Origin of the sequence: Pseudomonas sp. NFACC10-1 (genome assembly GCF_900119195.1) — a bacterium.
Lineage (GTDB): Bacteria > Pseudomonadota > Gammaproteobacteria > Pseudomonadales > Pseudomonadaceae > Aquipseudomonas > Aquipseudomonas cerasi.
Window position 1 is genome coordinate 230,954 of sequence record NZ_FPJB01000006.1, and the last position, 13,565, is coordinate 244,518.

Here is a 13,565-nt window from a genome sequence, read left to right on the forward strand (position 1 = left end):
CCACACGTTGCAAGCCGGAAGCCCGATCACCTGAGGCTTTTGGCTTGCCGCTTTCCCAAGGAACGAATCTCATGACCGAAGACACTATCAAGCGCCGGGCACGTGGACTGGACCGGGCGTTCGATATCCTGGATTTTCTCAAGGAAAAGGCCAGGCCCATGCGCCCCAATGAGATTGCCAGCGGGATCGGCAGCCCCAAATCGACGGTTTACGAGCTGGTGGCATCGTTGCTGGAGCGGCGGATTCTGGAGACGGTGGGCAAGGACGGGCATGTCTATCTTGGCCGTCAGCTGTATTTCCTGGGGCAGGCACACTTGCGGCACTTCGATTTCACTCGCGAGGCCGAAGCCTGCCTGTGCGAGATCGTCAGCCAGACGCGGGAAACTGCGCAGATGTGCCTGCTCAATGGTCGCAAATATACCGTGGCGCTGATGAAGGAGGGTGAGCGTCATTTCAGGATTTCTTCGGACATCGGCGAGAACGCGCCCATCCCATGGACGGCGTCCGGACGTCTGTTGCTCAGTCACCTGAGCGATCAGCAGATCATCGACCTGATCGACCCCGACGACTTCATTCTGCCGGGGGGCGAACGTCTGCCGCTGGAGACCTTTCTTCGGGAAATCCGCAAGGCCGGCGAGGAGGGCTTCTTTTCCTTCAATAGCGTGGCTGACACCTTCACCCACTGCTTCGCCGCTCCGGTGAACAACGAACACGGTCAGTGCATCGCCACGCTGTGCATCGTCGCGCCGCGTGCCGACGCCAAGACCCACTACGATGACTATCGGCGGGTGCTGATCGAAAGCGCCAATGGCCTGGCTCGCCGTATCAATGAATAACCGCAGGAGATTATCGATGAGCACCGCCGTAATGGACAAGGGTACTGCGCAGCCGGGTGACAGCCTGGTCAGTGATGTCAGCCTGCCCGCACTGGTAATTCATAATCAGGCGCTGCAACACAATATTCGCTGGATGCAGCAGTTTGTCAGCGACAGCGGTGCAGAGCTGGCACCGCACGGCAAGACCAGTATGGTGCCCGCGCTGTTTCGCCGGCAACTGGACGCAGGCGCATGGGGCATGACCCTCGCCACGGCGGTCCAGACGCAGGCCGCTTATGCGCATGGCGTGCGCCGGGTGCTGATGGCCAACCAGTTGGTCGGTGCGCCGAACATGGCAATCGTTGCCGACATGCTGGCTGATCCCATGTTCGAGTTTCACTGCATGGTCGACCATCCGGACAATGTCACTGCGCTGGGCGAGTTTTTCGCTGCGCGTGGCCTGCGTTTGAACGTGATGATCGAATACGGCGTACCTGGCGGGCGTTGCGGCTGCCGTAGCGAAGAGCAGGTGCTGGCGCTGGCCGACGCTGTTCTGGCACAGCCGGCGCTGGCATTGACCGGCATTGAAGGGTACGAGGGCGTCATTCACGGCGACCACGCCATCCAAGGCATCAAGGCCTTTGCCGCATCGCTGGTGCGCCTGGCTGTCGACCTGCAGGACAAGGGCGCCTTCGCCCTGGATCGCCCGATCGTCACAGCCTCCGGCTCGGCCTGGTATGACCTGATCGCCGAAGCCTTCGATGCCCAGTCTGTTCGCGAGCGCTTCCTCAGCGTGCTGCGGCCCGGCAGCTATGTGGTGCATGACCACGGCATCTACAAGGAGGCGCAGTGCTGCGTGCTGGATCGGCGCGCCGAATTGAGCGAAGCACTGCGCCCGGCCCTGGAGGTCTGGGCGCATGTGCAATCCCTGCCGGAACCGGGCTTTGCAGTGATTGCCATGGGCAAGCGCGATGTTGCCTACGACGCCGGGTTGCCCAACCCGCTGCTGCGTTACAAGCCAGGCGTGCAATCGGCTGGCGACGATGTGAGCGCCTGCAAGGTGACGGCGGTTATGGACCAGCACGCGTTCATGACGGTTGCACCCGGATGCGAGTTGAAGGTCGGCGATATCATTTCCTTCGGCACCTCGCACCCGTGTCTGACGTTCGACAAGTGGCGTTCAGGTTGCCTGGTGGATAATGACCTGCGCGTGATCGAGTCTTTCAGTACATATTTCTAGTCAAAGTATTTGCAGGAGTATCGTCACATGAGCCTTCCACGGGTCGCCCTGATCGGCGAATGCATGATCGAACTGCAACAACATGCCGATGGCAGTCTGCGCCAGAGCTTCGGCGGCGACACACTCAATACGGCGGTTTACCTTTCCCGATTGCTGGGTGAGCGGGCCAAGGTCGACTACGTTACGGCACTGGGTGACGACAGCTTCAGCGACGCGATGTGCCGGATCTGGGCGGACGAGGGCATCGGTCTGGGCAAGGTGCAGCGCCTGCCCGGACGCTTGCCGGGACTCTACTGCATCCAGACCGACGCCAATGGTGAGCGGCGCTTTCTCTACTGGCGCAACGAAGCTGCCGTGCGGGACTGCTTCATGACCCCGGCGGCCGAGCCGATCCTGGCAGCGCTGGCCAGCTATGACGTGCTGTATTTCAGCGGCATTACCCTGGCAGTGCTTGGCGAGCAGGGGCGTGCCAAACTACTGGAGGCATTGGCGCGTGCGCGTCAGCGCGGAGTCAGGGTCGCCTTCGACAACAACTATCGTCCGCGTCTGTGGGCCAGTGTCGAGCAAGCCCGCGAAGCCTACCGTGCGTGTCTGCAGCATGTGGATCTGGCCTTGCTGACCGAAGACGACGAGCAGGCACTGTATGGCTATGCCGACAGCGAACAGCTGCTGGCCGCCTATCGCGGGCGCGGCATCGGTGAAATCGTCGTCAAGCGTGGCGCGCAGAGTTGCCTCGTCGAAGCCGGCGGCGAACGTTTCGACATCGCAGCGCAGAAGGTCGAGCGTGTGGTCGACACCACGGCAGCGGGTGACTCCTTCAGTGCCGGCTATCTCGCGGCCCGGCTCACGGGTGACCACCCGCTGCAGGCGGCGGAAGCAGGGCATCGTCTGGCCAGTATCGTGATCCAGCACCCAGGCGCGCTGGTGCCCAAGTCGGTCATGCCAGTCTGATAGCACTTGCCACAGAACATGCAGTTGATCGGCTAACACACTGACAGACAAGCATTTCGCTGGAACCCGCGCGAAAATCCGGCCACCATAGGCGACCTTTTCGCCTGCGAGCCCACCACCGGAGTCTGCGTGCCTGACGACCTGCCTTCTGCGCTTCCTCATGACCTGGATGTCGACCTTGTACCGCCCCGGCAATTGCCGTTTTTTCGACGCCTGTTGGCGCGGCTGATGGGGCGTGGTCTTACCGGACTGCGCTCGCAGCACGCGCCCTCATGGTCGCAGGGGCATGCCGACGGTTATCTGAACGGCCACATCGAAGGCGTGCGTGAAGGCTATGAAGAGGGTTATCTGGATGGCCAAGAGTCGGGCCGTCAGGTGCTGGTCATCAGCGATACCCGGCCAGCACGGCATCGTGGCCCCAAGGTCGATGATCATCTGTTCGATGACTGGCGACTGGCACTCACACCTGAACTGAAAAAGCGCATCAAGGCCGATGTCGCCGAAAAGCTCCCCGCACATGCCCAGCCCAGCACGGCACAGTGGAAGATGATTTTCAGCGACACGCCGTCGACCTACGTGATTGCCGGGGCGGGCGCGGGCAAGTCCACGTCGCTGGTACTGCGGATTCTGCTGCTGCATCACTACCTGGGCTTCGAACTGAACGCCATGACGGTGGTGACCTTCACCCGCGAGTCGCGCAAGGACTTCATCAGCAAACTGATCGACATCATGGCCCTCTGGGGGCATGCGCTGGAGCAAAAGCAGGCGCGCGAGGTAGTGCGCACCTTCCATTCACGCATTCTGCCGCTGGTGCGCAGTCTGCCGGGGTTTGAGCAGCTGCGCGCGTTCGAGAACCTGAGCAGCCAGTCTTCCGGTCTGGAAGAGGCGGACAGCAACCCCTTCGACTTGCGGATCAACGATGCGCAGCGCCAGCAACTCAATCTCTGCTATCGCGATCTGTACGCTGGCAATGAGCGTTTTCGCGAAGTCATGGCGCCGCTGTATCGCCATGCCCTGCAGCTCAAGGAACTGGACCGCGATCACCCTGATGTGCAGAAACGGGTCGCCGTGACCGAATTGTCCTCGAAACGCGATGAAGAGTGGTGTGACACCGTTGAAGACTTGTGGATCCGCGCCGGGGCCTGGCCTATAAAGGGCATTGAGCCCATGCGCCAAGCTGTTGAAATAAATGGTTTTTCATTTTCGTTTCACGGCTATATCGCTGAGCTGGATGCTTGGGTTGTGCTGGGTCTGGACGCCAGTGAGGACCAGCAACTCAAGCGCCCTGGCGCCAAGTTACCGGTGTGGGCAGAGGGCGTCATAAAGCGCACCCTGTTTCAAGCTTTCTGCAATAAGCCTTTGATATGGATGGATAATTACCAGTCAGCCAATCAGGTTTTGCAATCCCTGGCAGGCGATGCCGTCGCGGGGCCTGGATTCGATTACCGGGTCAAGGGCGAGCTCGGTGCGGCACCCTTGCTTGACTGTTTTGTCACGGCTGCCAGCTTCATCGAGAACCTCGGGCTGGATGTGCCGAGCGCTGTATCCGAGATGAGTTTTGCCAGCGATGACCCGGACCGTTTCTTCTTCGAAGCGCTCAGCCTGTTCTGGAAAGCCTTCGAAACGCACCTGCTGGCTCAATCGCCGCCGATCATGACCTACAACCGCATGTTTGCCTTGTTCGGCGAAACGTCTCCCGAGAACCTCAAGCACGTCAGTGACCCGATGCTCAGACCCTTGGCGCATTTGATGATCGACGAGTTCCAGGACGTCTCGCCGCAGATCGTTTCATGGCTACGCGCCAGCCTGCGCGAAATCAGGCGTCGTGGTCCGGCATTGCACACCGGCCGCATCGCTCAGCACTCATCGTTGTTATGTGTCGGTGACGATTGGCAGTCGATCTACGGCTGGCGCGGCAGTTCACCGAAATACTTCATGGAGTTCGCAAAGGAGTTTTCCTCCCCGGCGACCACCAGGGTCATGCTCAGCGACAATTTTCGCAGTCATCAGCACATCATCGACGCCGCCGAGCACATCGTCCGTGCGGCCCCGGCTATCCCCGGCAAGAAGGCCCGCGCCAGTGGCACGCTCCAGGAGCTGCTGCCGGTCAAGGTACTGGATCGCGATGAGGACGAGCTTGCCGAGCGGGTCGCCGAGCACTATCACGATGGCGACTCGATCCTGCTGCTGTACCGCAAGGGCAGCGAGAAGGCACGTTTCTCGACGCGCCTGCAGGTATTGATCGACGCTGATTCGGCAAATGGCGCGCAGAATCGCCGCATCAGAACGCTGACCTACCACAGTTCCAAGGGCTTGCAGGCGGATGCCGTATTTCTGCTGGGCGATTGTCAGCATCTGACCGTCTCGCCATACAAGAATCAGGTTTACCGGTTGGCAGGGCTGGGTGATGCGAGTGATCTTCAGCCATTCGATACAGCACAGAAGGATGAAGTCTTGCGTCTGGCCTATGTCGCCATTACTCGCTCGGCGCGGCACTGTTATTGGTATATCGATGAAAGCGCCAGTTCGGGAGAAGCAGTTCAGGTGCCCAAAGCGTCAGACAGGATTGCCCGCGACAAGCCTTTCTTCGAAGACCTGCGTAACAGGGTTCGTGCTGGCTGAGGCGTTCATGTCAGATGAAACCGGCGATCTGTCGTTGCGTCTGAGTGCCGAATAACTCCAGCTCGTCCTCGATCGCTTCGATGATGCGCTCCACGTCTGCGGCATTCATCACGGTAGAACAGGGCAGGCCGGCAATGGCGACCACGGTCTCACCGCTGGCACGGTCGAAAAGTCGCGCAATCATGCTCCCTGGCGCATCCATCGAGGCTTCAAAGCCCACGGGATGGAAGTGCCAGCGCATCAGTTGGCATGCATTGGGGAATGTGACTTTAGTCATGACGATGGCCCACCTGAATCAATCGAGCACTTCCCTTGCTCCAATGGGTAGGCAGACAGCCAGAATGCGTCCGGTAAAGCCATGATGACGAGACGATGACCAGCAGTACGCATCATCGGTCGGTCAAGTTGCTTTCCAGCAGGATCGCTGAGCGGTCTGACGAATACTGAAAATAGCATTTGCCAGTGCCGTTCTGGAAAAATTTTTTATGACGCAGCATAAAAAAATCAATTATATGACCGGTGTCATTCGAAGGTATCAATGGGCACGCTCCATGCATCTGCCGAGCCGCTGCCGCAAGTCCTTCAACGGACTGAATTTGCCGTGACGAGGATGGTTTTCGTGCCGGGTCTGGGGCAAGCTGTCGCTATTGACCCGAGGAACTGCACATGCTGAGAAAATCCCTTGCCGCACTGGTGTTGCTGGCCTCCACCAGTCACGCGGCGGAGACGGTCAATATCTACAACTGGACGGACTATATAGCGCCGGACACCCTGAAGAATTTCGAAGCCGCCACCGGCTTCAAGACCACTTACCAAACCTTTGAAACCAATGAGGCGCTGAACGCAAAACTGCTGGCCGGCCACTCAGGCTACGATGTGGTTTTTCCGTCCATTCATTTCATGGGAAGACAAATCCAGAGTGGGCTGCTCAAAACCCTCGACAAGCGTCAATTGCCCAACTGGAAAAACCTCAACCCGGTCCTGCTCAAGGCGCTGGAGGGCAGTGACCCCGGTAATCAGCATGGTTTCCCCTATCTGTGGGGCAGTACCGGCATCGGCTATGACGTAGCCAAGGTCAAGGCCATCCTCGGCAAGGATGTACCGCTCGATTCATGGGATCTGGTGCTCAAGCCGGAAAACATGAAAAAACTCGCCCAATGCGGTGTCGTATTTCTCGACAGCGCACCGGCTCTTCTGCCGATCACCCTGAATTACCTTGGCTTGCCGCCGCACAGTGAAGTGCCTGACGACTACCGTCAGGCAAAGGCGGTACTGGACAGCGTACGGCCGTACATACGCAATTTCAGCTCTGCCGATTACATCGCCGACCTCGCGAAGGGCAGTATTTGTGTCGCAGTGGGCTATTCCGGGGATATTTCCCAGGCTCAGGAGCAGGCGCAGAAAGAAGGCAATGGCTTTACCATCGATTATGTCGTTCCGAAGGAGGGCGCACCCATGTGGTTCGACATGGTCGCCATACCGGCTGACGCCACCGATACCAAGGGCGCCTACGCGTTTCTGAATTACCTGTTGCGCCCCGAAGTGATCGCCAACATCACCAATACGGTGCATTACGCCAATGGCAATGAAAAGGCCGACGCGCTGATCGGTCCCGGCCTGTGGACCGATACCACGGTGTACCCGGACGCCGACATGTTGAGCCGCCTGTTCGTGATGTCTCAGGTCTCGGACACTATCAATACGTTGCGCGAGAAGCTCTGGGACACATTCAGGGCCGGCAGGTAACGCTGTTCAGATGACATGGGCCTGCTGCAGCTCGGTCAGCGCCTGAGCCTTCAATCGCGCCAGCAGCGGATCGCGACGATCCCTCGGCGTCTGCAGCCCGACCGGCAAATCGTGGGTGATTGTGCCGGGACGGCTGCCCATCACCAGCACACGGTCACTCAGGTACAACGCCTCGTCGACATCATGGGTCACCAGCAACAGGGTGATGGCATGGCGCGCAGCCAGTTGCAGCAGCAGGTCCTGAAGCCTCATCCGGGTAAACGCATCGACTGCGCTGAACGGTTCATCCAGCAGCAACACCGCCGGGTGCGAATACAGGCCGCGCGCGATCGCCACACGCTGCGCCATGCCACCTGACAGCGCTTTGGGCAAGGCGTCGGCAAAACCGGAAAGGCCCACTTCTTCGATCAATTGACCGACCCAGCGGCGGTCGTAGCGGTCATCATCACTGAAACCGATATTCTGTGCGACGGTCAGCCAGGGCATCAGGCGCGGCTCTTGAAACACGAACGCCACTTCGCCCTGAATGCGCCGCACCGAGCCACGAAAATCCTGCTCCAGTCCGGCGACAATTCTCAGCAGCGTGCTTTTGCCGCAGCCGCTGGGGCCCAGCAGGCTGACGATTTCCCCCGACTGCAGCGACAGATCGATGCCGTGCAGTACGGTATTGCCCGCAAATGCCTTGTGGTCGACGCGTATGTCCATCAGTGATTCCGGCATCTATCAACCCTCACGGCTTTGCCCGTTGAATGTGTCGCGCCAGGCCAGGAAGCGTTTTTCAAGGTTTGCCAGCAGACCGTCGCTGAGTTTGCCCAGTGTGGCCAGAACGATGATGGCCGCCAGCACGATGTCCGGGCGCGAGGTTTCGCGTCCGTCACTGAGCAGGTAGCCCAGGCCTTTGGTGGCCGCGATCAGCTCGGCGGCCACCAGAAACATCCACGACAGGCTCATGCCGCTGCGCAAACCGGTAAACAGGCCGGGCAGGGCGGCGGGCAGAAGGATGCGCCGGGTCAGGCGATAGCGGCTCAAGCCATACATCTGGCCGACTTCCACCAGCTTTCGGTCAATGCCTCGAATCGCAGCCACGCCGTTGAGGTAGACCGGAAAGAACGCGCCGATGGCAATCAGCACGATTTTCGATGTTTCGCCAATGCCCAGCCACAACAGCAGAAGCGGCACCCAAGCCAGGCTTGGAATGGAGCGAAGCCCGGCGAACGTCGGCTCCAGATACGCCTCTGCTTCACGACTGAGCCCCACCCACGCAGCAAACACCAGGGCCAGGCTCGCGCCGATCACAAAGCCGCTGAGCACACGCAACAGACTGGCACTGATGTGCTTCCACAACGCACCGTCCGCCAGATCGCGAAGGGTCAGCACGATCTCGCTGGGCGCTGGCATCTGGTAGGCAGGCAGCCAGCCGATACGGACGATAACTTCCAGCAGGACGATGATCGCCGCCGGCACCACCAGGCCCTTGAGTGGCGTTCGGTAGCGCTGCCAAAGCGTTGGTTGCGACTTGTCCGGTGCTGCCTGCGCTGATGCAGACAACGCTTTGTCCCGGCTGGTCATGGAGTGGCGATCACGGCTTTGGAGAATTCAGGCGTGATCAGTTGATCGATGACCTGCTCGACATTGACGCCTTTGCGCACCAGATCCTCGGAAACCAGAATCGGCGCCGCGGCCTTGGACGCTTCCATGTCTTTCGCGCTCAGTTGCGGGTTGCTCAGGTCTGTGCGGGTCAATTGCAGCCTGGCGACTTCCAGCGGCAAACCCGACTCGGTCGCCAGCAGCCTGGCCAGCTCGTCAGGGTTTTTCACTGCCCATTCCCGAGCCTGCTCATAAGCGCTCAATACTGTTCTGATCGCCTGTGGATGTTCCCTGGCGTAGGTTTCCGTGACGCTCAGTACGCCATAGCTGTTGAAGTCCTTGTTGCGGTAAAGCAGGCGCGAGCCGGACTGTATTTCACTGGCCGCCATGTGCGGGTCAAGCCCAGCCCAGGCATCTACGTCGCCTTTTTCGAGGGCGGTGCGTCCATCGGGATGCTGCAGGTGCAGCAACTCGACATCATCCTTTTTCAGCCCGGCCTTCTGCAGCGCACGCAAGGTGAACAGATAAGGGTCGGTGCCTTTGGTGGCGGCTATTTTCTTGCCTTTGAGTTCGGCAACCGATTGCAGGGGAGAATCCTTGCGCACCACCAGAGCCGTCCATTCTGCCCGGCTGTAGACATACACCGATTTGATCGGGCTGCCATTGGCCCGGGCCAGCACCGCAGACAGGCTGGCCGACGATGCAAAGTCGACGCTGCCACTGTTCAGGTATTCCAGCGAGCGGTTGCTGCCCTGGCTCAACACCCAGGTGACTTTCGCCTCCGGCAGGGCTTTCTCCAGCCAGCCAAAATGCTTGAGCGCCAGGCTGACCGGCGAATAGTAGGCATAGTCCAGACGGATTTCGGCAGGTACGGCCTCGGCGGCCTGCACCGCGCCGTTGAGGCTCAACGCCAATACGCAGGTGTTGGCCATCCAGCGAATCAGCGCACGGGGAGACAGCAACCGAAAGGAAACGGAGGGTTGTGGCATAGTGGCATCCAGGTCAGGAAAACTAGAGCCGCAGCGATCGGCTGGTATATTCCAAAACAGGCAGTTCGCAGGGCGTGAAATTCAGAACAGGAATATTGCACGCTCTATGCCAAACAGCAGGGGCTTGAATTCCGGAGCTTTACGCAGTTTTCCGACGTCCGTGATGTTGATCTGACAGCGGTCTGTTGAATGGCTGTTGCCAGGCAAACAGTCGGTCTGATGACCCATCTTCGACGATTTTTTGACATTTTCTCTGCTTGTCAGACGATTTTTTTTGCCGGTATTGCAACAGAATCGTTTTTTGACACTCTTAATCGTCCACATTCTTAATTTCGAAACATGTGCGCACTAAGATTCGCGCGTGACCCTGTTTGACTGATCCGCAGAAATTTCCAGGGCGAGCTGCACAAGCCTGCGTATTCGCACCAGCCAGATGGCTGTCCCCTTTCAAATGCGCACCGGACTCAGAAAATAATGAATATGCCGAAAATGCCTTCCATCACCCGACTTCAGCGCCGTCTTGCGTGGTGCTTCTTCCCCTCCTTGCTGGTGGCTTCGGCCCTGGCCCTGTTCACCATGGGCAAAGGCGTGCACGCAGAGCCCAAGAATGGCACCCAGACACTGGTATTCCTTCGGCATGCCGAAAAACCGGCCATGGGGTTGGGGCAACTGAACTGTCAGGGGCTCAACAGGGCGATAGAACTGTCGGAAGTCCTGCCCAGGGAATTCGGCAAGGCTGACTTCATTTTCGCTGCCAATCCGAGCCGACATGTGGAAGAGGGTGAGGGCGATCAGTCCTACAGCTACGTGCGTCCGCTGATGACGGTAGGGCCCAGCGCAATCAAACTGGGTCTGCCCGTCAACCTCGACTTTGGTGCCAACGACACCGCCGACCTGGCCGATGAGCTGATGCGGGACAAGTACCACAACGCAGTTATCTACACCGCCTGGTCGCATGGCTACCTGCCGGAGCTGATCAACAAGGTTGCTGAAGAAGCGTCCGGCAAGAGCACTAACCTGCTGGATGACTGGACGAACGATGATTTCGACTCAGTGATTGTCGTCACCCTGAAATGGGTCGATGGCAAGGCCACGCTCGATTACAAGAATCAAAAACAGGGCCTCAACAACGGCACCGAGACCTGCCCTGAGGCGACCTGATCTCGAATCGCAAGCGTTAGCCATTGAGGGACTTCATCGACTCCGCGCTATAGCGCTCGCCGGATGCCGACCCCTGAGCCGGAAAAATCGCTTCCAGCTGGGCAAGGTCATCGGTACTCAGCGTCAATGAAGCTGCGGCCACGTTGCTTTCCAGGTACTTGCGCTGTTTGGTGCCCGGGATCGGAATGATGTCCTCTCCCTGGGCAAGCACCCAGGCCAGCGCCAGTTGCGACGCGCTGATGCCTCTGGCCGTAGCCAGTGCCTTGACCTTCTCGACCAATTGCAGATTGCGATTGAAGTTTTCGCCCTGAAACCGTGGGGTGAAGCGACGATAGTCATCGGCCGCGAAATCGTCCGGGGTGCGCAATTCACCGGTCAGAAACCCCCGGCCGAGCGGACTGTAAGCCACGAAGGCAATGCCCAGGCGACGGCAGGTGGCAAGCACGCCATTCTGTTCCGGATCGCGTGACCAGAGTGAGTACTCGCTCTGCACAGCTGCCAACGGATGCACCGCGTGGGCCTTTTCGATGGTCGCTGCACTGGCTTCACAGATGCCTATGTGGCGAACCTTGCCAGCCTTGACCAGTTCGGCCATGGCGCCAACGGTGTCCTCGATGGGCACCTTTGGGTCGACGCGGTGCTGATAATAGAGATCAAGGTAATCGGTGTTCAGCCGCTTCAGACTGGCGTCGATGGACTGGCGAATGTACGTCGGGCTGCCATTGACGCCACGTGCATGCGGATCGTCGCCACGCACGATGCCGAACTTGCTGGCCAGGTAAATACCTTCACGCTTGCCTTCGAGGGCCCGGCCAAGCAAGGCTTCATTGGTGTGCGGGCCGTACATGTCCGCTGTATCGAAAAAGGTGACACCCAGCTCCAGTGCGCGGTGCAAGGTGGCGATGGATTCCTTTTCATCGATGCCGGTGGTGTAGAAGTCCGACATTCCCATGCAGCCCAGCCCGACGGCGGATACGTGCGGACCGAGTTGACCCAATTGGCGCGTGATCACAATGAGTGCTCCTGATCGTTGAAAGAGCGGTCGAGTTTCGCCTCTTTGCCAAGCTCAATAAACCGGGTGTTTCTTATTTCACTGTTGTTGAAATCCAAACAATGTCGCCCATAGCGGTGTTCATCGCCTGTCGTTGGGCATGCAACACCGCGCCTCTCGAATCCGACAAAGCGCGCTAGTCACGCAATGTCGAATGGAGTACAAATGTACTCCATGAGCACATTATCTCCTCGACGCAGCGCCATCCTTACCTTCATCCGCGATCGCATCGCGCAGCAGGGGCAATCACCGAGCCTGGCGGAAATTTCCGAGGCTTTCGGTTTTGCTTCGCGCAGCGTGGCGCGCAAACACATTGTGGCCCTCACCGAGGCCGGGCTGATCGAAGTCGTAGCGCATCAGGCCCGGGGCATTCGCCTGCTGAACAGTGAGCCACGCCCCGAATTGCTGGAAATCCCGGTACTGGGGCGCGTGGCGGCGGGCGCACCTATCGGGCCTGACCTCGATATACACAGCACGCTGCACCTGGACCGCAGCACCTTTACCCGTGTGCCGGACTACCTGCTGCGTGTGCAGGGTGACTCGATGATCGAGGACGGTATTCTCGATGGCGATCTGGTGGGCGTGCACCGTAACCCGCAGGCCAGTGACGGGCAGATCGTGGTTGCCCGGCTGGACGGCGAGGTGACCATCAAACGCCTGCAACGCCGCGCCGAGCAGGTGCGCCTGTTGCCGCGCAACCCGGCCTACGAGCCGATCATCGTCACGCCCGATCAGGACTTCGCCATCGAAGGTGTGTTCTGCGGGCTGGTGCGCCGCGAATGATGGGCGCGGTGGTCAGCCTGGATGCCTTGCTGGATGAGCGCAGGGTCTGGAAAGGGCGCCAGCAGAGCGCGCCACCGGTCAGCCCGCAGCCCAGTGGCCACGTGTTGCTGGATGCTGCATTGCCCACCGGCGGCTGGCCTGCAGCGGCCCTGACTGAAATCCTCATTCCGGCCAATGGCAGCGGCGAACTGCGCCTGCTGTGGCCAAGCCTGGCACGGCTTTCCGCAATCGCTGAGCGCATTGTGCTGGTCGCACCGCCTTATATTCCGTATCCACAGGCCTGGCTGGCCGCCGGTGTCGATCTGCGCCAGTTGGTGGTGATCGAGGCGAGTCCCCGTGATGCCTTGTGGGCCGCCGAGCAATGCCTGCGTTCCGGCAGTTGTGGCGCGGTCGTGTGCTGGCCCGGCATGGTCGATGACCGTGCGCTGCGACGCTTGCAGGTGGCTGCCGAAACCGGGCAGACCCTGGCTTTTGCCTGTCGCCCGCAGCAGGCCGCCGCCAACCCTTCACCCGCAGCCCTGCGCATAGCTATAGATACCCGCCCGGCACAGTTGCGGGTGCTCAAATGCCGGGGCGGACTTGCGCCGCCTTTCCCCATTCCGTTCCCGACCGACGCTTGA

At 59.7% G+C, this 13,565-nt stretch carries 13 protein-coding genes; 8 read left to right on the forward strand and 5 right to left on the reverse strand.

Annotation, left to right across the window (positions count from 1 at the left end; translation table 11 throughout):
* Positions 1-71 precede the first annotated feature (71 nt).
* The 4 genes from BT119_RS18450 to BT119_RS18465 all read left to right on the forward strand — a co-directional run bounded on the left by BT119_RS18450 (position 72) and on the right by BT119_RS18465 (position 5,628).
* A complete protein-coding gene (locus tag BT119_RS18450) occupies positions 72-836 on the forward strand; it encodes an IclR family transcriptional regulator (RefSeq protein ID WP_044308177.1) in 765 nt (254 codons plus the stop codon).
* Between the two features lie 16 nt (positions 837-852).
* Positions 853-2,055 (forward strand): amino acid deaminase, encoded by a 1,203-nt coding sequence (locus BT119_RS18455; RefSeq protein ID WP_072366567.1) that lies wholly within the window; start codon positions 853-855, stop codon positions 2,053-2,055.
* Positions 2,056-2,082: 27 nt separating this feature from the next.
* Positions 2,083-3,006, forward strand: a complete 924-nt coding sequence (locus tag BT119_RS18460; protein WP_054081459.1) for a 2-dehydro-3-deoxygluconokinase — start codon at positions 2,083-2,085, stop codon at positions 3,004-3,006.
* Positions 3,007-3,135: 129 nt separating this feature from the next.
* Positions 3,136-5,628 carry a UvrD-helicase domain-containing protein gene (locus BT119_RS18465; RefSeq protein WP_058417135.1) on the forward strand — a complete coding sequence of 831 codons (2,493 nt, stop codon included), beginning with the start codon at positions 3,136-3,138 and terminating at the stop codon, positions 5,626-5,628.
* Between the two features lie 10 nt (positions 5,629-5,638).
* Here BT119_RS18465 and BT119_RS18470 read toward each other — a convergent pair whose 3' ends face one another.
* Positions 5,639-5,905: a DUF1652 domain-containing protein gene (locus tag BT119_RS18470; RefSeq protein ID WP_003420677.1), complete on the reverse strand. Its 267-nt coding sequence runs from the start codon at positions 5,903-5,905 to the stop codon at positions 5,639-5,641.
* 389 nt (positions 5,906-6,294) lie between these two features.
* On the opposite strand from BT119_RS18470, the gene BT119_RS18475 reads away from it, so the two are divergent.
* Positions 6,295-7,374: a polyamine ABC transporter substrate-binding protein gene (locus BT119_RS18475; RefSeq protein WP_003434083.1), complete on the forward strand. Its 1,080-nt coding sequence runs from the start codon at positions 6,295-6,297 to the stop codon at positions 7,372-7,374.
* Positions 7,375-7,380: 6 nt separating this feature from the next.
* Here the strand turns inward: BT119_RS18475 and BT119_RS18480 are convergent, their stop codons facing one another.
* The 3 genes from BT119_RS18480 to BT119_RS18490 are packed head-to-tail and all read right to left on the reverse strand — an operon-like array spanning position 7,381 to position 9,950.
* Positions 7,381-8,094 carry an ABC transporter ATP-binding protein gene (locus BT119_RS18480; protein WP_072366569.1) on the reverse strand — a complete coding sequence of 238 codons (714 nt, stop codon included), beginning with the start codon at positions 8,092-8,094 and terminating at the stop codon, positions 7,381-7,383.
* A 3-nt stretch (positions 8,095-8,097) separates the two neighbouring features.
* Positions 8,098-8,943 carry an ABC transporter permease gene (locus BT119_RS18485; RefSeq protein ID WP_003369517.1) on the reverse strand — a complete coding sequence of 282 codons (846 nt, stop codon included), beginning with the start codon at positions 8,941-8,943 and terminating at the stop codon, positions 8,098-8,100.
* Positions 8,940-9,950: an aliphatic sulfonate ABC transporter substrate-binding protein gene (locus BT119_RS18490; protein WP_058396959.1), complete on the reverse strand. Its 1,011-nt coding sequence runs from the start codon at positions 9,948-9,950 to the stop codon at positions 8,940-8,942. The genes BT119_RS18485 and BT119_RS18490 overlap by 4 nt, the downstream gene beginning before the upstream one ends.
* Positions 9,951-10,424: 474 nt before the next feature.
* Between BT119_RS18490 and BT119_RS18500 the strand changes: the two genes are divergently transcribed.
* The gene (locus BT119_RS18500) at positions 10,425-11,111 is read left to right on the forward strand and encodes a hypothetical protein (protein ID WP_032609586.1); all 687 of its coding nucleotides are present in this window, start codon (positions 10,425-10,427) and stop codon (positions 11,109-11,111) included.
* 16 nt (positions 11,112-11,127) lie between these two features.
* On the opposite strand, the gene BT119_RS18505 is transcribed toward BT119_RS18500, so the two are convergent.
* Positions 11,128-12,123 carry an aldo/keto reductase gene (locus BT119_RS18505; RefSeq protein ID WP_072366571.1) on the reverse strand — a complete coding sequence of 332 codons (996 nt, stop codon included), beginning with the start codon at positions 12,121-12,123 and terminating at the stop codon, positions 11,128-11,130.
* A gap of 204 nt (positions 12,124-12,327) precedes the next feature.
* On the opposite strand from BT119_RS18505, the gene lexA reads away from it, so the two are divergent.
* Positions 12,328-12,945: a transcriptional repressor LexA gene (gene lexA / locus BT119_RS18510; RefSeq protein WP_044308171.1), complete on the forward strand. Its 618-nt coding sequence runs from the start codon at positions 12,328-12,330 to the stop codon at positions 12,943-12,945.
* Positions 12,945-13,565 (forward strand): translesion DNA synthesis-associated protein ImuA, encoded by a 621-nt coding sequence (gene imuA, locus BT119_RS18515; protein WP_044308242.1) that lies wholly within the window; start codon positions 12,945-12,947, stop codon positions 13,563-13,565. Before lexA ends, imuA begins: the two co-directional genes overlap by 1 nt.